We start from the raw sequence: 19,503 nt of genomic DNA on the forward strand, positions 1-19,503 counted from the left end.
AGCGTTCATGGCAACAGAGAAAACCGATGTGTACTACATCTTATTAGGCTTTATACCGGAAACATCATCGCAAATAGAGTTGAAGGCTCCGGCGATTGCAGAGAACAAAGCCGTAGTCCCCATTAACATAAAAACTCAATTACCAAATCCTACGCGGGTCAGCATTATTGCAGACAATAACACCCACCCATTGGTAGCGGTGTTTGACTCCAGCGGCTTTACCAGTGATTCAGACAGTCACTTACATATAAGTACCCGGATTAAACTGGAACGCGCCTCAACCATAACTGTGATTGTTGAAACAAGCGATGGGGCATATACGGCATCAACCCATGTGAAAGTGACCAGCTCCGGTGGGTGTTGATTGGATGGTGTCTTGAAATCAGCGGTTAGGATGGCGGTCAACTGGACCGTGTGGCAGCACATTTGGCCCACGGGGGCACAAAAATCGTGCCCCCGTATCAACAAAGTATCATTTTATTGAACCACTACCACGATACTGTCGGACTTGGTACCGCGGGTTACTACCACTTCAGCTATCCCCGCAGCTATGGCGGTAATGGTCCCTTTTGTAGGACCTGTATTATTATCGATCCTAATTACCTCTGCCTGGGTGGGTAAGGTTTGCACGACCCATGTACTGTCCGCATCCACGCCAACCGTATTGTCAGTGGTATCATTGCGGTAATGAGCAATGAGATCTAATTGATAAGTAGCATTAAGACTCAACGACAAATAGTGCGTAGCAATATTGCTGCGGTCTATTTCCACGTAAACCAATTGCGTTTCACCGTCCACTGTCATAACCGCCGGCACAGAGGTGACACCCCCACAAGAGGCGGTGATATTGCTATCGCCACCCGAAATCCCCGTTACCATCCCGGTAGAAGAAACCGTGGCGATACTCGGCTGAGCACTGTTCCAGCTGACATTTTGAGTAATGTCTTCAGTCACACCGGCAAACACGCCTTTAGCAAGAAGATCCTGAGTGGTGTCCACGGCCAGGGTTGCGGTGGCAGGGCTCACTTGAATAGTACTCGGGCCACCGGATGCATTAATGGATAAATTGCCACTGGCAGTACCACTGAGGCTGGCGGTAATTTGATAAGATGCAGCAGCAGTGGCTTGCGAAGTCCCAAGCAAACCTTTACTTCCCACAGCGTTACTCACCCGTATATTGGCTTGATCACCAACACTGACACTCCAAACCGCTTTATTGGTAACCAAGCGGATGGAGTCAGAATAAGTTGCGACCGCATCCAATTGCACGTTGCGACACACATCCACACTTAAGGGAGGCGTGGAAATTGCCGATCCATTTTGTCGAAAAGCAATCGCAGGTGCTGTTGCCGCAGAGACATTGATATCTTGAGTACCAACCAGAGTGCTCAATTTTGCCGTGATTGTAGCCACTCCTGCATTGGCTCCCGTGGTCAGTAACCCACTACTGTTGACAGTGGCAATGGAGGAACTGGAACTCCAGGTCACTTTGTCTGAAATAACCACGGAAGTACCATTGACTGTATGACCTGTTGCTATTAATGGCTCAGTATCGTTAATCGATAAATAAACCGAACCGGCCGGGCTTTCAGTAACCGTATTTTGTGGTGCAATAGTAATACTGGTAATACCCAACTGATCCAGCAATACACTCTGCCCAAAGCTTTGTGTATCGCCTTCGTTGTCACAAGCCGCTAAAGAAAGTACGGCAACAATAATTGCAAAGCTTCTAGAAATCAAAACGAATACCCAAACTCAGTTCTTTAATGTTAATCACTTCATCACTCATCAAACGACCGTATTCAATGGTGATGTAGGCATTTTGATAGGCCTGTAGTTTCTCTTCCGCACCAATGGCAAAGGCGATATCTTGGGTATCAATGGAATCACTGGTGACTCCCGTATAGACCAAACGCGTTTCTATCTGTCCTGCCAACACATATATGCGAACCCGATTCTGGACATCCGAATCCAAGCGCAAGAAATAACCTATCATCTTTTCTATTTCAAGATCTCGGCCTCCGACCGAGTCGTTACCACTATCATAGTATTGCAGTTCCAGTGCAATTTTATCCCAAAAATAATAGCCTCCCTTGAGTTTGGTCATTTTGGGCTTAAATTCCGTGCCGTAAATATCAACTGTGTTACGCACATAATCGAGCTCAATATAAGGTCGGGAGTTGTTACCTGCCGCCATGATGGGAGAACTGAGAAACAATAGGATCAGCACCCATCCCTTCATTTTAATTAACTTCATTTTCACCTGCACAATCAATAAGTTACAATTCTGTTTTAGAAATAACAGCAGCGGTATCGCATTATATCATGCTTTCCCCGGGAGATATCATAGCGATTGCAGTTGTTCCCGGCTTAGAATAAACACCCCATGACCACCATGGGAAAACTCCGGCCAGGTAAAATCCAGTTGGGGGTATTGCTCCAGCAACTCAGGATAGCTGTTGCCCACCTCTACCACCAGAATGCCTTCGGGTTTAAGTAATCGGGCGGCATCGCTGAGTATGCGTTTCACAATATCCAAACCATCGCCCCCTGCAGCCAGTGCCAAACCGGGTTCGTGTCGAAATTCTTCCGTGAGGGCCTCCATATCCTGTCGATTCACGTAGGGAGGATTGCTGACAATGACATCAAATTCCCCTTCCAGGGCGGCAAATACATCCGATTCCTGTAAGCGCACTTGATCCCTCATGTCATAGCGGTCAATATTGATGCGGGCGACTTCCAATGCCTCAGCGCTGATATCCGTCCCAACCACCGCCGCATCGGGAAATGCTTGCGCACAGGCAATGGCGATACAGGCCGATCCGGTACATAAATCCAGAATATCCTCTACCCGTGATGAGTTTATCCAGGGCTCAAAACCATCATGGATCAACTCTGCGATGGGTGAACGGGGAATAAGCACGCGTTGATCCACATAAAAAGCCAATCCGGCAAACCAGGCTTCGTGAGTCAAATACGGTGCGGGTAATCGAGTTTCCACTCGCTGACACAGCAAATCCAATACCTGCTTGCGTTCTGCCAAACTCAGGTGGCTGTTAAGCATGTATGCAGGAATGTCATGAGGAAGATGTAGAGCAAATCTTACCAGTGAATAGGCCTCGTCCAGAGCGTTATCCGTGCCATGACCGTAACTTAAACCGGCTTCATTAAAACGGCTGGCGCCCCAGCGTACCATATCGCCCATAGTGGTCAGCGTCTCGAGTTCGTCTCCGGACATTTTCATTGTCATTATCCTACAATTAAAGTTGTGGAATTTTAACATTGCCACTGCTTAGAACCTAGGCCGACGTCGCAAGCTGTGAACCCTGCCCAATTTTTGCCGAGAATCAATAGGTACACCTGACACTTGAAATCGCTTTGGGTAACGCTATTATATGCGCTTGTTTGATGCGACCGAGGAACTGCAACTACTAATGGCTCAATATATATACACGATGAACGATGTGGGCAAAATCGTTCCACCCAAGCGAGAAATTTTAAAAAATATTTCTTTGTCTTTTTTCCCCGGCGCCAAAATCGGTGTATTAGGCTTAAACGGTTCGGGAAAATCCAGCTTGTTGCGTATCATGGCCGGAATCGATACCGACATTTTGGGCGAAGCCCGCCCCCAAACCGGTATAAAAGTAGGATATCTACCCCAGGAACCGGAACTGGACCAAAATAAGGATGTGCGCGCCAATGTGGAGGACGGCATCCGGGAAATTAAAGGATTGGTGGACCGCTTTAACGAGATCAGCATGAAGTTTGCCGAACCCATGTCTGACGATGAAATGAATGCGCTTTTAGAAGAACAAGGCAAACTACAGGACGCTATTGACGCCGCAGGCGCCTGGGAATTGGATCGCACCTTGGAAATTGCCGCCGATGCCTTACGCCTGCCCCCCTGGGAGGCCAGTGTGGCAAATTTGTCCGGTGGAGAAAAACGCCGCGTCGCCCTATGCAAACTGTTACTCTCCAAACCCGATATGCTCCTGTTGGACGAACCCACCAACCACTTGGATGCCGAATCGGTAGCGTGGCTGGAGCGCTTCCTACACGATTACAGCGGCACGGTTGTCGCTGTAACCCATGACCGTTATTTTCTCGACAATGTGGCAGGCTGGATTTTGGAACTGGATCGCGGCCACGGCATACCCTGGGAGGGCAACTATTCCTCCTGGTTGGAACAAAAAGAAAAACGACTGGAAGTCGAGGAACGTCAGGAAAACGCCCGCATCAAAGCGATGAAGGCCGAGTTGGAATGGGTACGCTCCAATCCCAAGGGTCGCCACGCCAAAAGCAAAGCCCGTCTGGCTCGATTCGAAGACCTTGCCAATCAAGATTTCCAAAAACGCAATCAAACCAATGAACTGTTTATTCCTCCCGGTCCCCGCCTAGGCGATCTGGTCATTGAAGCCAAGGATCTTAAAAAAGGATTTGGCGACCAACTTCTGGTGGAAGGACTCACGTTTAATCTCCCCAAAGGCGGAATCGTGGGTGTTATTGGGCCTAACGGTGCAGGTAAAACCACCCTGTTCCGTATGCTCACCGGACAGGAGCATCCTGACGGCGGCGAGCTTCGCATCGGCGAGACGGTCAAGATCGCTTATGTGGACCAATCCCGCGATTCCCTGGCGGCCGACAAAACCGTGTGGGAAGAAATCTCCGAAGGCCATGACAATATGTTGGTGGGCAATCTGGAGATCAATTCCAGAGCCTATGTCAGCCGCTTCAATTTCAAAGGTACGGATCAACAAAAACGCGTGGGCGATCTGTCCGGCGGTGAAAGAAACCGCGTCCACCTGGCTAAATTGTTGGCATCCGGTGGCAACCTGCTGCTGTTGGACGAACCCACCAATGACCTGGATGTGGAAACCCTGCGTGCATTGGAAGAAGCATTATTGGAATTTCCGGGCTGTGCAGTGGTTATTTCCCATGATCGCTGGTTTCTAGATCGTATTGCCACACATATTCTGGCTTTTGAAGGGGATAGCCAGGTGACCTGGTTTGTAGGCAACTACGCGGACTATGAAGAAGACCGTAAAAAACGTCTGGGAGTGGACTCGGATCAACCGCACCGGATTAGATACAAAAAACTGACGAGCTAAGAGAATGCGTATTGCATAAAACCCGGTGGTGACAAACCACCGGTTTTATCGCTCATAAATGACAACTATTCAAAATCATCCAAGGACATAAACGGACGTTTACCGGTGTCATCGAAACCCAAATCATCCTTTTCCATCTCATCGTAAGGCCCCGACCAATCCTCCGGTTGCTCTACAGCCTCTGCAACCAAGCCCTCCCAGCTATCTAAATCCAACTCGTCGATATCGCCACCGAAATACTGAATTTCGACCTGGTTTTCTTCTTCGTCCATAGCCACGACTTCAAAAACCAAACCTTGGTGATTGCGATACCATTGTCCTACTGCAGGTGCCAACTCGGGTAACATGGTCCCTCCTATTCCACAGACTCAAGAATCGGTCAAAAAGGTGTGTCTATTTGGAACCTCTGATTAAACTCCGTGTTTAGCAAGGAGAATCTTCAAACTCACCCAAGATTAATCAGAGGTTTCTTAAAAGATAGCACTAAATAAAGCTTACATTCGCTGCAAAATATCAATATTTTGTGTGACAAAGTGCCGACCGCACCAAAACGCCCTAGTTGGGAAAAACCCCCGTCGAAAGATACCGGTCACCACGGTCACAAATAATCACGACAATCACTGCACTCTCCACCTCCTGCGACAAAGCCAAAGCCGAAGCCATGGCTCCGCCACTGGAAATACCGGCAAAAATGCCTTCTTGCGCCGCTAAGGCACGTGTGGTTTGCTCCGCCTGCTCCTGCGTGACTTCCATGATTCTATCCACACGCCGGGCATCATAGATTTTGGGTAGATACTCCTGCGGCCAGCGCCGTATCCCCGGTATGCTGGCGCCTTCCGCAGGATGGACACCCACAATTTGAATCTCAGGATTTTTTTCTTTCAAATATGAGGAGCACCCCATTATGGTTCCTGTGGTGCCCATGGAACTGACAAAATGTGTGATGGAGCCCTGAGTATCGCGCCATATTTCCTCTGCCGTCGCTTCATAATGGGCTCGCGGATTATCCGGATTGGCAAACTGATCCAACACTTTACCCTCACCTGCGGCTGCCATGGATTTGGCCAAGTCTCTGGCACCTTCCATGCCCTCTTCCTGGGTTACCAATATGATACGTGCACCGTAAGCTTTCATGATTCCCCGCCGCTCAGGGCTCATATGCTCAGGCATTATCAGTACCATTTCATACCCCTTAATGGCTGCCGCCATCGCCAAAGCAATACCCGTGTTGCCACTGGTGGCTTCAATCAAGGTGTCCCCAGGAGAAATCTCACCGCGTTTTTCCGCATGGTTAATCATGCTCATCGCCGGTCGGTCCTTAACGGACCCTGCAGGGTTGTTCCCTTCCAATTTAGCCAATACCACATTGCCCTTGTTGCCGTCAGCCAAACGTTGCAACCGCACCAAAGGGGTATTGCCTATAAACGCTTCAATTGTTGGAAATTCCATCGGATACCCTTTTTCCTTTTACCGTGTATTTAGAATCATGATTTTAATCTGCTTTATGTTTAAAATGAAACTCGGGGCACAAGAAGGCGTTTTATTCACCTAGGGGGCTTTCTTAGAATCCGTACAAAAACCCAAAGTAATCGCTAGATTTTTCAATAAGATAAAGTCAAAATGATTTAAACGTTACAGTATTGATAGAATAGTTTAACGGGTCAGCAACAACCCAACAAAAGTAATGACATGATTAAGCTCACTATACAGCAACAGTTTTTTACCCTATCCCTGGTCCCGGCAGGGTTAATCGTTGTTGTACTGGGCGGAATTTACAGTTATCAGGAGAGTGAACACCTGGATCACCAATTGAGCCTGCGCGGAGAAACCCTGGCTCGGCACATTGCATCAGCCAGCTCTTACGGTCTCGCTGCCAAAGATATCGCCATTCTACAACCCATCACCCAGTCCGCCGCAAATGAGCAAGATGTGGTTTCAGTTACACTGACGAATACAGACGGATCCATATTATTACGTTCACCTGGCAAAAAACGCAGCCACAGCAAAGCACTCAGTGATGAGAGCGTATTTTTCATGAAACCCATTTATATTCCGGTTTCCCATTTTCCGTCAGAGGACATTACCCCTATAGGTTGGTCCATTGTGGAATTCTCCCGGGCAGGTGTCAGTGCACAGAAGTTCACGGTTATTGCCTTTACAACCAGCACCTCGGCAGTTTTATTTTTTGCTTGTTACCTATTGGTATCCTATTTCAATCGAAAAGTAACCTATCCTATCTCCACTATTTCCGACGCCGCCAAAATGATTAGCAATGGAAACTTAGAGCTCACCTTCGACAGCGGCGCCCATGGCGAATTGTTAGCCCTGGAACAAAGTATTAAAAATATGGCAGCATCCCTCAAACGTTCCCGGGACGAACTAAAAAAGGAGGTGGATCAAGCGACAACGGATTTACTCAGCTCGATTCACATGGTGGAACACCAGAACAAGGAACTGGCTGTGGCCCGGCAACAGGCGCTGCTCGCCAGCAAAGTGAAGTCCGAATTTCTGGCCAACATGAGTCACGAGATACGTACTCCTATGAATGGAATTATTGGGTTTATAAAATTACTAAAAAAATCCTCTCCATCCCCGGAACAGTTGGACCTGATCCAAACCATAGAAAAATCCTCGGACAATCTTTTAACTATCATCAACGATATTCTGGATATATCCAAAATCGAGGCAGGCAAGGTTCGACTGCAAAACAACCACTATAATCTGCGCAATTGTGTAGAAGACGTGCTGTCCCTGCTCATGCCCAGCGTATATGATAAAAATCTCGACCTGACTTGCATGATCTACAATGACGTTCCCCTGGCAATCAAAGGGGATGAGACCAAAGTTCGACAAATCTTAACTAACCTATTAGGTAATGCCATCAAATTCACTAAGCGCGGGGACATCGTGGTGCGTGTCATGCTGGATGACAGCTATGATGACAAAGCCGTTATAAAAATCAGCGTCTCCGATTCTGGAATAGGGATTGCGGACAAAGACCAATATCGATTGTTTTCCACATTCGAGCAAGTGGACTCCTCTTCCACACGTAAATACGGTGGTACGGGTTTGGGTTTGGCCATCTCCAAGTCCTTAACGGAGCTCATGCAGGGAGAAATTGGTTTTACCAGCAAACTGGGGGTCGGTTCCACGTTTTGGTTCACATTCGTTAACGCCCTATCTCAGAAAAGCAAATTGCTGGATACGGAAAAATTTGACAAGTCCAAGGCACTGCAAAGATATAAGGTGTTATTGTATGAAACCAATCAATCATCACGGCAAGCTTTGCAAAACCTGCTCACCAATTGGGATATCAAAACCTATTTTGCCGACAACCTGGCCGATCTCAAAAAGCAATTGGATAATGCCTCCCCAAATACTTACGACCTGATCATACTCAGTTTGAATTATTTGGAAATGAATCCCGAGATATTCAGCACCTCTTTCACGGAAATCTGTGCCATGGATACACCTGTGGTCAGCCTGGTGAACAGCATAGACAATAATTTGGTCATGCAACTAAAGTCCAAAGGCATCAGTACCTGTTTGTCCAAACCACCGCGACATAAAGAACTGTTTAATATACTCCATAGCTTGCTGGTGGAAAAACAAATCCCCCGCACCACGATTTATCCGGCAAAAGAAAAACACCCGCTCAGCAGCATCACAACTCAAAACCAAGCGCTGGAAGGCTTGAACCTATTAGTCGCCGAAGACAATCGCATCAATTCCAAACTGATCGAGCATTTACTGACGCAGGCGGGCGCCGGATTCAAACTGGTTGAAAACGGTAAGCAGGCATTGGAAGCATTCAATAGTGACCACTACGACATGATCCTAATGGATATTCACATGCCGGAGCTAAACGGTATTGAGGCTACCAAATTAATTCGCGCCTCCACCAACACGAACAAAAACTTACCCATTATCGCCTTGACCGCTGACGCCCTACCCGATGACCAAAAAAGTTTTGTGAAAGCGGGTATCAATCGGGTGTTAACCAAACCGGTCAATGAAGACGTACTCATCAACGCCATATTGACACTGTGTAAACCGGATTCTGGTCGGAAAACCGTGCAAACGAATGGATCGATGCAAAAAAATTTCCAGGCTCATATGTTGAATATGTTACTGGAGGAACTGCCAAGATTTAAAAAGTCCTTACAAAAAGCCCTATCCTCCTTGGATATCTCGGCCTTGTTTGAAACCGCGCACAAAATGCACGGCGCGGTAGCCTATTGCGACATCCCCCAGCTCCAATCCGCTCTGGCTTCACTGGAAGCGGCCACCAAATCAAAAGACATGGAACAAGTCGAGCAATACATCGATTCGGTGTATTCTGAAATTGATCGCTTATTGCGGTAGGACCGGTTACACCACGCTGCAAATTAGCGGCTCGGACACATTGCCACTTTTAAAGGTTGGGCACGCAGTAGGTTTTCAGATAATTCAGAAATTCGGTTTTAAGTTCGGGATGTTTTAGGGCGTATTCCACGGTAGCTTGCAGGTAGCCAATTTTGCTGCCGCAGTCGTAGCGGGTACCACTGAAACGGTAACCCATGACGCTTTCTTCTTGCAACAAGGCGGCAATGGCATCGGTGAGTTGGATTTCACCGCCGGCGCCGCGTTGGGTTTTGGTGAGTAATTCAAAGATTCGCGGCGTGAGAATATAGCGACCTACCACGGCCAGGTTTGAAGGTGCATCCGCCGGGTTGGGTTTTTCCACGATTTTTTCCACTACGCCAATACCCGTTTCCATGGAGTCGGTTTTGATAATACCGTATTTATCGGTTTCATCTTTGTCGACTTGCTGAATACCTAAAATGCTGCAACGGTGTTTCTGAAACTGGGAAACCATCTGGGTCATGCAACCGTTGTCGCCACCGTCAATTAAGTCGTCCGCCAGGATAACCGCGAATGGAGCATCCCCGACAACATGTTTAGCACAGAGTACCGCATGGCCTAAGCCCAAGGCTTCGGGTTGGCGCACATAAACACAACTGACGTTTTCGGGTACAACATTACGCACGATTTCCAATAGTTGGGTTTTTTGCTTTTTCTCCAGCTCGGATTCCAGCTCATAGTTCTTATCGAAATGATCTTCAATGGCTCGCTTACTGCTGCTGGTTACAAAAATGAGCTCACGAATTCCAGCCGCAATCGCCTCCTCTGCCGCATATTGGATTAGCGGTTTATCCACGATGGGCAGCATTTCCTTGGGGTTTGCTTTGGTAGCCGGTAAAAACCGCGTTCCTAACCCGGCGACGGGAAAAACGGCTTTTCTGATAACGCTCATCTTAAACTCCTATAAAAAAAGGGCTGAAAACAGCCCTTTTTTGTTACGCTGCGTCAACCGCTTTCATGCTTAAACGTATTCGTCCCTGTTTGTCTATTTCAAGGACTTTCACCTTAATGGTATCACCCTCGGCTAACTTATCGCTGACATTTTCAACGCGCTCATGAGAGATTTGCGATATATGCACCAAACCGTCTTTACCGGGCAGTATAGTAACGAAGGCGCCAAAATCCATTAACTTTGAGACTTTGCCTTCATAAATCATTCCTACTTCCACTTCCGCGGTAATTTGTTCGATGCGTTTTTTAGCATCTTCACCGGCAGCGCTGTCAACTGAAGCAATTTTCACCGTACCGTCTTCGCTGATATCGATGCTGGCTCCGGTCTCCTCAGTAATGGAACGAATAGTCGCACCGCCTTTACCGATGACATCACGAATTTTGTCCGGATTGATTTTCAAGGTAATGTAACGAGGTGCATATTCGGACATTTCGGGGCGAGTCTCGGAAATAACCTCGTTCATTTTCTTCAAAATATGCAGGCGACCGTCTTTGGCTTGATCCAAAGCTTTCTGCATGATCTCCTTGGTGATACCGTCGATCTTGATATCCATTTGTAAAGCGGTCACACCGGACTCGGTTCCCGCCACTTTGAAATCCATATCGCCCAAATGATCTTCATCACCCAGGATGTCGGTCAGGACTGCAAATTTGTCGCCTTCTTTGATCAAACCCATAGCGATACCGGCAACCGGCGCCTTGATAGGTACGCCGGCATCCATTAAGGACAAACTGGAACCGCAAACAGAAGCCATGGAACTGGAACCGTTGGATTCAGTGATTTCAGATACCACTCGAATGGAATAAGGGAAAGCCTCATTAGACGGCATGACCGCCGCCACACCACGCTTGGCCAAACGGCCATGACCGATTTCACGGCGCTTGGGACTGCCCACCATGCCGGTTTCACCTACACAGTAAGGAGGAAAATTATAGTGCAACATGAAGTGTTCTTTACGCTCACCTTCAATGGCATCGATGTTTTGCGCATCTCTGGCCGTCCCCAAGGTCGTCACGACCAAAGCCTGAGTTTCACCGCGGGTAAACAAGGCCGAACCGTGTGTACGTGGAATCACGCCGGTCCTGACATTAATGTTACGTACGGTTTTGGTATCACGTCCGTCAATACGTGGTTCACCGGCAATAATCTGACCTCGAACAATGGATTTCTCCAGTTTTTCGATCGCTTCACGTACTTTGCCTTTGTCCAGAGCTGATTCGTCACCCTCGGGACACAATTGCGCCAGTACTTTATCTCGTACTCCACCCAGGTGTGTATAACGATCCTGCTTTACCTTAATTTTGTAGCCGGCAACAAAATCCGCCTGGGCTACGGCAGCTACTTTGTCAAAGATGCTGTTATCCACCGCTGGAGCTTGCCAGTCCCAGCTCTCGGCACCGGCGTCTTTGGCGAATTCGCTGATGGCTTTAATCACGGTTTGTAATTGTTCATGACCAAAAACAACTGCATCTAACATGGTTTTTTCGGGCAACTCTTTGGCTTCGGATTCAACCATTAATACGGCATTGTGGGTGCCGGCAACCACCAAGTCTAAAGCACTGGTCTCCAATTGAGTCTTGGAAGGATTGAGCAGGAATTTACCATCGATATAACCCACTCTGGCAGCGCCGATGGGACCGTTAAAAGGCGCACCGGACAACGCTAAAGCAGCAGATGCGCCAATCATAGCGGGAATATCAGGATCAATTTCCGGATCCAAGGAAACCACCGTGGCAACGATTTGCACTTCATTGGTAAAACCATCGGGGAACAAAGGGCGGATCGGGCGATCGATCAGACGACTGGTCAGGGTTTCTTTCTCGCTGGGACGCCCCTCGCGTTTGAAAAACCCACCCGGGATTTTACCAGCAGCATAAGTTCTTTCCTGATAATTGACCGTCAGCGGAAAAAAATCTTTGCCTGCATCAGCCTCTTTCATGGCGACAGCGGTGACCAGCACCACTGTATCTCCCATGCTTGTTAGTACAGCCCCACTGGCCTGGCGTGCAATTTCACCGGTTTCCAGCGTAAGGGTGTGTTCACCGTATTTGACAACTTTCTTAGTGGGCATCACTTGGGGGGTTCCTCAAAGGTTTAATAGTTTAACCGGCCTGCCGGGGTTTGTGCTGAGACGCTTAGCGTCTCAGACCCAAACGGCTGATCAACTCACGATAGCGCTCTAGGTTTGTTTTTTTCAGGTAATCCAATAATTTACGGCGTTGACTTACCATGCGCAGCAAACCCTGACGCGAATGATGATCATGTATGTGGGACTTAAAATGACCGGACAAATCTTCGATTTTAGCCGTTAGTAAGGCGACTTGTACTTCGGCGGAACCGGTATCACCGGGGGACCGCGCGTAGTCCTGTGCGATCTGGCCTTTTTGTTCAGCAGTTAACATTGAAAACTCCTATTAAAGTCTAATTTCATTCATATCAATAAAAAATCTGTTTTGGCAGATTGTTCCAAAATTTCCTTTCTTTACAAAGCTCTAAACCTTAGGACTTATGAAGGATTTAACAACATCATCTAGCCAATTCCTCCGGACCGCAATTCTGTTCCGATTGGGGGCGAATTTTAACTCATTTTAACCTGATTCATCAAACGCTTGGGGCCTATTCGACCGTCTTCCAAAACGGTCCCCATACCCACAAATTCGCCATTACCACTGTACAGCCGCACCAAGCCGGTTGCGCCCATTCTGGGCAGGAACACCGCCTGTCCTTTGCGCAGATAGTAGGTGGCATCCGGGCTCAATTCTACTTTGGGAAAATCTTCTAAGGCCATGTCCGTAGACAATAAAATCTCATCCCGTTGGGTAAAACCCGGCATATCCTGAATCTGTTCCAGGGTCCATAAGGGCCCCGACAAGGGCCCTACCTGGGTACGCCGCAATTCCACAATGTGCGCACCGCAGCCTAGTGCCTCTCCAATATCCTCAGCCAATGTACGTATATAAGTGCCTTTGCTGCACTTTACCTCAATCTCAAACACACCCCGATTCAGACGGCTCAAAGTAAGCGTATGAATTTTTACCTGGCGAGGCTTCCGCTCCACTTCCAATCCCTGGTGTGCCAATTTGTACAAAGGTACACCATTTTGTTTTATAGCCGAGTGCATAGGTGGAATTTGCGAAATTTCGCCGACAAAAGTGTGTAACACTTGCTCCAATCGCGCTGCATCGACGCCTTGCACGGGCCGCGTTTGCACAATCTCTCCGTCTGCATCACCGCTGCTTGTGGTAACCCCTAACTGACAAACTGCACGATAAGCTTTATCTGCCTCAAGCAAAAAGCCGGACACTTTAGTGGCCTCACCCAGGCAAATGGGCAACATGCCGGTGGCAATAGGATCCAGGCTGCCGGTATGACCTGCCTTGCGAGCACCAAAAAGGTTCTTTACTACTTGTAAAGCTTTGTTGGATGTTAGGCCTTTGGGCTTGTCCAGTAAGACGATGCCGGTTACCTCCCGGCCTTTCTGCTTTCTAGGCACTGTCACATCCACACTGAATTAGATCGATCGGAAAATCAATCAAGGGTGTCATCCTCATCGGATGACACCGCTGAATCAATAAGGGAAGACAAACGATTTCCGGTTTCAATTGAAGCATCGTATACAAATACCAGGCGCGGAGTGGTTCGCAAGCGCAACCGTTTGGCCAATTCCGAGCGCAGGAATCCTGCAGCCGCCGTCAAACCTTTTGCCGTATTGTCTACGGTTTCCTTATCTCCCATCGCCGTAAAATACACTTTGGCGTTTTCAAATTCTTTAGATACCCGCACCGCAGTAATCGTCACCATACCAATACGGGGATCTTTGACTTCGTTTTGCAGCAACAAGGCCAGAGTCTTTTGGATCTCATCCGCAACCCGGTTGAGTCTACTATATTCGCGCGCCATTACATCACCAATTACTTTACAGAATACGTCATTTACAAAGTGCGTCTGACCTGCACTTGTTCGTAAACTTCAATCTGATCACCTTCGCGCACATCATTGTAGTTCTTCACGCCTATTCCGCATTCCGTTCCAGCTCGAACTTCCTGCACATCATCTTTAAAGCGGCGCAAGGATTCCAGTTCACCCTCATAGATGACCACATTGTCTCGCAGAACACGTATGGAATTGTTGCGTTTCACGACACCTTCGATAACCATGCACCCGGCAATTGCACCCAACTTGGGAGACCTAAACACATCCCGTACTTGAGCCAGACCGATAATTTCTTCTTTAAATTCCGGCTCCAGCATACCGGAAAGCGCTTGTTTGACTTCTTCTATTACGTCATAAATGACACTGTAATAGTGCAAATCGATATTCTCTTCTTCTATCAAGCGTTTTGCCATGGCATCTGCGCGAACATTAAAGCCAATTACAATAGCATTGGAGGCGACTGCCAAGTTGACATCGGATTCGTTAATTCCGCCAACACCACCGGCGACAATCTTCACTTCCACTTCTTGGTTGGACAGTTTAATCAAGGCATCGGACAAAGCTTCCAAAGTACCCTGCACATCCGTTTTCACCACCAAGTTAAGGGTGTTGAGCTTGCCCTCTTCCATTTGTGAAAACATATTCTCCAGTTTAGCTTCCTGCTGCCGTGCCAATTTAACATCACGAAATTTGCCCTGGCGAAACATGGCCACTTCCCGAGCTTTGCGCTCATCTTTTACGACAATAGCTTCATCGCCGGCCGTAGGTGCTCCTGATAAACCCAGCACCTCGACGGGAATGGAAGGCCCGGCCTCATCCACAGAGTTACCTTTTTCGTCTAATAAGGCACGAACTCTGCCGTACTCATGACCGGCCAGCAACACATCACCTTTACGCAAAGTACCTGTTTGCACCAGGATAGTGGCCACCGGACCACGTCCCTTATCCAGGCGGGATTCAATAATGACCCCTTTGGCGGGCGCGTCTTTAACGGCTGACAACTCCAATAATTCACTTTGCAGCAATATGGCGTCCAGCAATTCCTCTATGCCTTCACCGGAATGAGCTGAGACGTTAATAAACTGTGTGTCACCGCCCCAATCATCCGGAACCACTTCCTCACCGACCAATTCTTGTTTCACCCGATCGGGATTGGCATTTTCTTTATCGATCTTATTAATTGCTACCACCATGGGTACCTGGGCAGCTTTGGCATGTTGAATCGCTTCTTTCGTCTGGGGCATTACACCGTCGTCCGCCGCAACCACCAGAATGACAATATCCGTCGCCTTGGCACCTCGAGCACGCATTGCCGTAAAGGCCGCATGACCGGGCGTATCCAAAAAGGTAATGTAACCCTTGTCGGTTTTGACATTGTAAGCACCAATATGCTGGGTGATGCCACCGGCTTCACCGGATGCCACAGCGGAATTACGAATATAATCCAGCAAAGAGGTTTTACCATGATCTACATGTCCCATCACAGTGACGGCAGGAGCTCGGTGAACTTTTTCGCCGATTGTTTCCACCTCTTGAGCCAAATCGTCTTCAATAGCATCGGCTTTCAGCAACTTAACCGTGTGTCCCATCTCCTCCACCACAACGCTGGCGGTATCCTGGTCCAGCACTTGATTGATGGTCACCATGCTACCCATTCCCATTAGCACTTTAATAACTTCAGCGGCTTTTATGGACATTTTTTGGGCCAACTCAGCTACTGTGATGGTTTCCGGAATACTGACTTCATACACTAAGGGTGCCGTGGGTTTTTCAAAACCGTGTGTTGGTTGAGCGTGGCGGGCAGAACCGGATGGACCTTTCTTTTTGCGTCTACCGGACTTGCTCACATCCACGTGCAACTCTTCACGTCCATAGCGTGTGGATTTCTCTTTACGATCCTTCTCTTTCTTGGGCTTTTTATCCTTGGCCTTTTTCTCTTCAGTCGCCACCGTTGGTACTACAGGGACTGGAGTGACTTTGGTCTCTTTTACAACCTTCTCGGCCGGCGCTTCGGTTTCGGCCTGCGCCTCAACCACTGGTTCATCTTCCTGTTTTTTGGATTTCTTGGACTTCTTGGATTCTTTTGCTTCAGCAACCGGTTCTTCTACCGGGGCTTCCTGAGCTTCCACCTCGGGTTCTGCCGCCGCGGTGACTTCTACTCCGGCTTCGGCTTCTTGCTGCTTGCGTATTTGTTCAGCCGCGTCCTGTTCCGCCTTGAGCTTTTCTTCTTCCAGCTTCTCTTCTTTTAGACGCTGTTTTTCTTTTTCCAATTCTTTGGCGATGACCTCGCTTTTCTTAACATAGGTCCTTTTCTTACGCACTTCCACGCTAACCGTTTTGGTCTTACCCTGAGCTGCACGTCCCGTACCGCTAACTGGTAACCTCAACTCACTGACGCTTTTACGACGCAGTGTTATTTTTTTCGGTTCGCTGGTGCCCTGCTGCGTATCGCTACCATGGGAATCCCTCAGGAAGTTCAACAGTTGAACTTTCTGATCATCCGAAACCGTAGAATTTTCATTTTCCATCTCCATCCCTGCCTTGTTAAACTGCGACAGCAGGCGCTCGACGGTCACTCCTAATACATTTGCTAACTGTTTAACACTTACACCTGGCATATATTCCCCCAGCAATTCAGCCTTGCTGTTCTTCGGCAAACCATGGCTCCCGTGCCGTCATGATCAACTTGGCAGCCTTTTCTTCATCAATTTCACCCAATTCCAGCAAATCGTCCACGGATCTTTCCGCTAAATCCTCCATGGTGACAATCCCATTACTGGCAAACAACTGTGCCAAACCGGAATCCATACCTTCCATATTCAACAGATCGTCCGCCGGTTCGGTGACCTCCTCTTCCTGTGCCAGTGCTCGCGTCAATAAGACGTCTTTGGCGCGATTGCGTAATTCCTGCACCATATCTTCATCGAATTCTTCGATTTCCAGCATTTCGTTCAATGGGACATAGGCCACCTCTTCGATACTGGAATAACCTTCCTGTACCAAAATAGAGGCAACTTCCTCGTCCACATCTAAATGGGTCTGGAACAAACCCTGAGCTTCCTTTTGCTCCGCTTCACTTTTCTCGGAAGCCTGAGCCTCCGACATAACATTCAATTCCCAACCGGTTAATTCACACGCCAAACGTACATTCTGTCCCCCTCGGCCAATGGCTTGGGACAATTGATCATCCTCCACCGCAATGGTCATGGAATTGGCATCTTCATCCACCACAATGGAAACCACTTCTGCAGGAGACATGGCATTGATCACAAATTGAGCTGGATTTTCATCCCACAAAATTATGTCCACCCGTTCATCAGCCAACTCATTGGATACGGCACGAACCCGTGAACCGCGCATCCCCACGCAGGCACCCACCGGATCGATACGGGGGTCGTTGGTTTTCACTGCAATCTTGGCTCTGGAACCCGGATCTCTCGCTGCCGCTAGAATTTCAATCAAGCCCTCACCTACTTCAGGTACTTCCAGAGTAAACAATTCGATGAGCAGTTCCGGCGCTGTGCGACTCACAAACAATTGCGGGCCGCGAGTTTCGGCGCGCACTTCTTTCAAATAACCCCGCAATCGGTCCCCCGGTCGCACGGCTTCACGAGGAATCATATTTTCCCGCAAAACAATGGCTTCGACATTATCTCCCAAGTCCAGGATCACATTGCCTTTATCTACCCGTTTGACAACGCCCATAATGAGCTCACCTACCCGGTCTTTAAAGGCGTCAACCACCCGGGCCCGCTCTGCTTCGCGTACTTTTTGCACTATAACTTGCTTAGCGGTTTGTGCCGCAATTCGACCGAACACCGTGGATTGCATCGGTTCTTCGATATAGCCATCGACCTCAACAGAAGCATCCTTTTGCAAAGCGTCGCTTAGCCGAATTTCGCGTTGCGGGTGCTCCAACTCTTCCACATCATCGGCGACAACCAACCAGCGGCGAAAGGTGTCATAGTCACCGGTTTTCTGGTTAATACTAACTCGCACGTCAACATCTTCCGAGCTAAGTTTCTTACTCGCCGTAGCCAATGCGATTTCAACGGCTTCGAAAATAACTTTTCTGTCTATGTCCTTTTCATTGGACACAGCATCTACAACAAGTAGTATTTCTTTGTTGTTCATGGCAATCCGCCTCTACGCCTGCTCTATTCACGCAATTACCGACCGGTTTACCCAGGTCGGTGATCTCATTCAAAATTATTAAAAGACCGGAATTAAATTTGCCCGATCAATATTCTCAAACGGCAGTTCCACTGTACTGCCATCAACGTCAAGTACCACATTGACGCCATCAAACTGCTCCAGGATTCCCTGGAATTTACGCCGTCCATCTACCGCTACGGCCAAAACCAGCTTGACCTGACTGCCCACAAACTTCTGAAAATGCGCCTTGGTAAACAAGGGTCGATCCAGTCCGGGCGAAGACACCTCCAGGTTATATTGCCCCCGGATGATATCTTCCACATCCAGAATACCGCTGACTTGGTGACTAACCTTAGCGCAGTCATCTAAAGTCACACCGTTTTCGTGGTCTATATAAATCCGTAACACGGAATGTTTCCCGGACGGTAGATATTCAGCACCCACAAATTCGAACCCGAGTGACGAAACCGCAGGCTCTATCAGATTAAGTACTTTATCCGGCGCCGTACGCATATCCCAATCACCCGTAAATAAAAAATGGGCCCAAGGCCCACCTCCAAAACACTGCTTCTGTCCATTTAATAGTATAACCGCAAGTGCGTTAAACGCAAAGGTAATACCATACAGAGGCTCCGGTAAAATTCCGACTCCTAAAAAAAAAGCCTCGATGTTGAGGCCTTTTCTTCCACCGCCCGACTCGTGGGTCCGGCGTTTGTTTTTCTTAACCGCACATCGGTTCGCGGTTTCGCTCTTCTCTTCGATAGCGGGGGCAGGATGTGAACCTGCGACCTTCGAGCGGCCGCTCTCGCGCTCCTGCGCTCCGCGACACCTGCACATCCATGTCCAATGTCTGCGACTGGCAAAAGCTGAGCCCGACTTCATCTCGGGCACTATCCATATCTTCTATTCGATTGATAGCGGGGCAGGATTTGAACCTGCGACCTTCGAGCG

General features: G+C 48.4%; 16 protein-coding genes. 3 read left to right on the top strand and 13 right to left on the bottom strand.

What is annotated here, in order from left to right; genetic code table 11:
• Positions 1-7 precede the first annotated feature (7 nt).
• Entirely contained in the window at positions 8-364 is a 357-nt protein-coding gene (locus OEY58_14370) for a thiosulfate oxidation carrier protein SoxY (protein MDH5326637.1), read from the top strand.
• 113 nt (positions 365-477) lie between these two features.
• Here OEY58_14370 and OEY58_14375 read toward each other — a convergent pair whose 3' ends face one another.
• From OEY58_14375 to prmB, 3 genes are all read right to left on the bottom strand, one after another.
• Positions 478-1,740, bottom strand: a complete 1,263-nt coding sequence (locus tag OEY58_14375; GenBank protein MDH5326638.1) for an Ig-like domain-containing protein — start codon at positions 1,738-1,740, stop codon at positions 478-480.
• Positions 1,730-2,257, bottom strand: a complete 528-nt coding sequence (locus tag OEY58_14380) for a porin family protein (GenBank protein MDH5326639.1) — start codon at positions 2,255-2,257, stop codon at positions 1,730-1,732. The genes OEY58_14375 and OEY58_14380 overlap by 11 nt, the downstream gene beginning before the upstream one ends.
• A gap of 87 nt (positions 2,258-2,344) precedes the next feature.
• Positions 2,345-3,244 (bottom strand): 50S ribosomal protein L3 N(5)-glutamine methyltransferase, encoded by a 900-nt coding sequence (gene prmB, locus OEY58_14385; GenBank protein ID MDH5326640.1) that lies wholly within the window; start codon positions 3,242-3,244, stop codon positions 2,345-2,347.
• Positions 3,245-3,434: 190 nt separating this feature from the next.
• Between prmB and ettA the strand changes: the two genes are divergently transcribed.
• Positions 3,435-5,108, top strand: a complete 1,674-nt coding sequence (gene ettA, locus OEY58_14390; protein ID MDH5326641.1) for an energy-dependent translational throttle protein EttA — start codon at positions 3,435-3,437, stop codon at positions 5,106-5,108.
• Positions 5,109-5,173: 65 nt separating this feature from the next.
• On the opposite strand, the gene OEY58_14395 is transcribed toward ettA, so the two are convergent.
• Positions 5,174-5,455 (bottom strand): hypothetical protein, encoded by a 282-nt coding sequence (locus tag OEY58_14395; GenBank protein ID MDH5326642.1) that lies wholly within the window; start codon positions 5,453-5,455, stop codon positions 5,174-5,176.
• A gap of 208 nt (positions 5,456-5,663) precedes the next feature.
• Entirely contained in the window at positions 5,664-6,557 is an 894-nt protein-coding gene (gene cysM, locus OEY58_14400) for a cysteine synthase CysM (GenBank protein ID MDH5326643.1), read from the bottom strand.
• A gap of 240 nt (positions 6,558-6,797) precedes the next feature.
• Between cysM and OEY58_14405 the strand changes: the two genes are divergently transcribed.
• Positions 6,798-9,473, top strand: a complete 2,676-nt coding sequence (locus OEY58_14405) for a response regulator (GenBank protein ID MDH5326644.1) — start codon at positions 6,798-6,800, stop codon at positions 9,471-9,473.
• A gap of 49 nt (positions 9,474-9,522) precedes the next feature.
• Here OEY58_14405 and galU read toward each other — a convergent pair whose 3' ends face one another.
• From galU to rimP, 8 genes are all read right to left on the bottom strand, one after another.
• Positions 9,523-10,404 (bottom strand): UTP--glucose-1-phosphate uridylyltransferase GalU, encoded by an 882-nt coding sequence (galU, locus tag OEY58_14410; protein MDH5326645.1) that lies wholly within the window; start codon positions 10,402-10,404, stop codon positions 9,523-9,525.
• 43 nt (positions 10,405-10,447) lie between these two features.
• Positions 10,448-12,538 carry a polyribonucleotide nucleotidyltransferase gene (gene pnp, locus OEY58_14415; protein MDH5326646.1) on the bottom strand — a complete coding sequence of 697 codons (2,091 nt, stop codon included), beginning with the start codon at positions 12,536-12,538 and terminating at the stop codon, positions 10,448-10,450.
• Between the two features lie 61 nt (positions 12,539-12,599).
• Positions 12,600-12,866 (bottom strand): 30S ribosomal protein S15, encoded by a 267-nt coding sequence (gene rpsO / locus OEY58_14420; GenBank protein ID MDH5326647.1) that lies wholly within the window; start codon positions 12,864-12,866, stop codon positions 12,600-12,602.
• Between the two features lie 176 nt (positions 12,867-13,042).
• Positions 13,043-13,963, bottom strand: a complete 921-nt coding sequence (gene truB, locus OEY58_14425) for a tRNA pseudouridine(55) synthase TruB (GenBank protein ID MDH5326648.1) — start codon at positions 13,961-13,963, stop codon at positions 13,043-13,045.
• A gap of 29 nt (positions 13,964-13,992) precedes the next feature.
• On the bottom strand, positions 13,993-14,364 hold the full coding sequence (gene rbfA, locus OEY58_14430) for a 30S ribosome-binding factor RbfA (protein MDH5326649.1): 372 nt from the start codon (positions 14,362-14,364) through the stop codon (positions 13,993-13,995).
• Positions 14,365-14,396: 32 nt separating this feature from the next.
• Entirely contained in the window at positions 14,397-17,015 is a 2,619-nt protein-coding gene (infB, locus tag OEY58_14435) for a translation initiation factor IF-2 (GenBank protein MDH5326650.1), read from the bottom strand.
• 16 nt (positions 17,016-17,031) lie between these two features.
• Positions 17,032-18,531 carry a transcription termination factor NusA gene (gene nusA / locus OEY58_14440; protein MDH5326651.1) on the bottom strand — a complete coding sequence of 500 codons (1,500 nt, stop codon included), beginning with the start codon at positions 18,529-18,531 and terminating at the stop codon, positions 17,032-17,034.
• A 78-nt stretch (positions 18,532-18,609) separates the two neighbouring features.
• On the bottom strand, positions 18,610-19,065 hold the full coding sequence (gene rimP / locus OEY58_14445; GenBank protein ID MDH5326652.1) for a ribosome maturation factor RimP: 456 nt from the start codon (positions 19,063-19,065) through the stop codon (positions 18,610-18,612).
• Between the last annotated feature and the right edge of the window lie 438 nt (positions 19,066-19,503).

Source organism: Gammaproteobacteria bacterium (assembly GCA_029882975.1).
Lineage (GTDB): Bacteria > Pseudomonadota > Gammaproteobacteria > SZUA-152 > SZUA-152 > JAJDNG01.

Coding starts and splice junctions, on each gene's coding strand:
- galU (MDH5326645.1), bottom strand. CDS start 10,404: ATGAGCGTTATCAGAAAAGCCGTTTTTCCCGTCGCCGGGTTAGGAACG.
- infB (MDH5326650.1), bottom strand. CDS start 17,015: ATGCCAGGTGTAAGTGTTAAACAGTTAGCAAATGTATTAGGAGTGACC.
- prmB (MDH5326640.1), bottom strand. CDS start 3,244: ATGAAAATGTCCGGAGACGAACTCGAGACGCTGACCACTATGGGCGAT.
- OEY58_14370 (MDH5326637.1), top strand. CDS start 8: ATGGCAACAGAGAAAACCGATGTGTACTACATCTTATTAGGCTTTATA.
- nusA (MDH5326651.1), bottom strand. CDS start 18,531: ATGAACAACAAAGAAATACTACTTGTTGTAGATGCTGTGTCCAATGAA.
- rpsO (MDH5326647.1), bottom strand. CDS start 12,866: ATGTTAACTGCTGAACAAAAAGGCCAGATCGCACAGGACTACGCGCGG.
- ettA (MDH5326641.1), top strand. CDS start 3,435: ATGGCTCAATATATATACACGATGAACGATGTGGGCAAAATCGTTCCA.
- OEY58_14380 (MDH5326639.1), bottom strand. CDS start 2,257: ATGAAGTTAATTAAAATGAAGGGATGGGTGCTGATCCTATTGTTTCTC.
- cysM (MDH5326643.1), bottom strand. CDS start 6,557: ATGGAATTTCCAACAATTGAAGCGTTTATAGGCAATACCCCTTTGGTG.
- OEY58_14395 (MDH5326642.1), bottom strand. CDS start 5,455: ATGTTACCCGAGTTGGCACCTGCAGTAGGACAATGGTATCGCAATCAC.
- rimP (MDH5326652.1), bottom strand. CDS start 19,065: ATGCGTACGGCGCCGGATAAAGTACTTAATCTGATAGAGCCTGCGGTT.
- OEY58_14405 (MDH5326644.1), top strand. CDS start 6,798: ATGATTAAGCTCACTATACAGCAACAGTTTTTTACCCTATCCCTGGTC.
- rbfA (MDH5326649.1), bottom strand. CDS start 14,364: ATGGCGCGCGAATATAGTAGACTCAACCGGGTTGCGGATGAGATCCAA.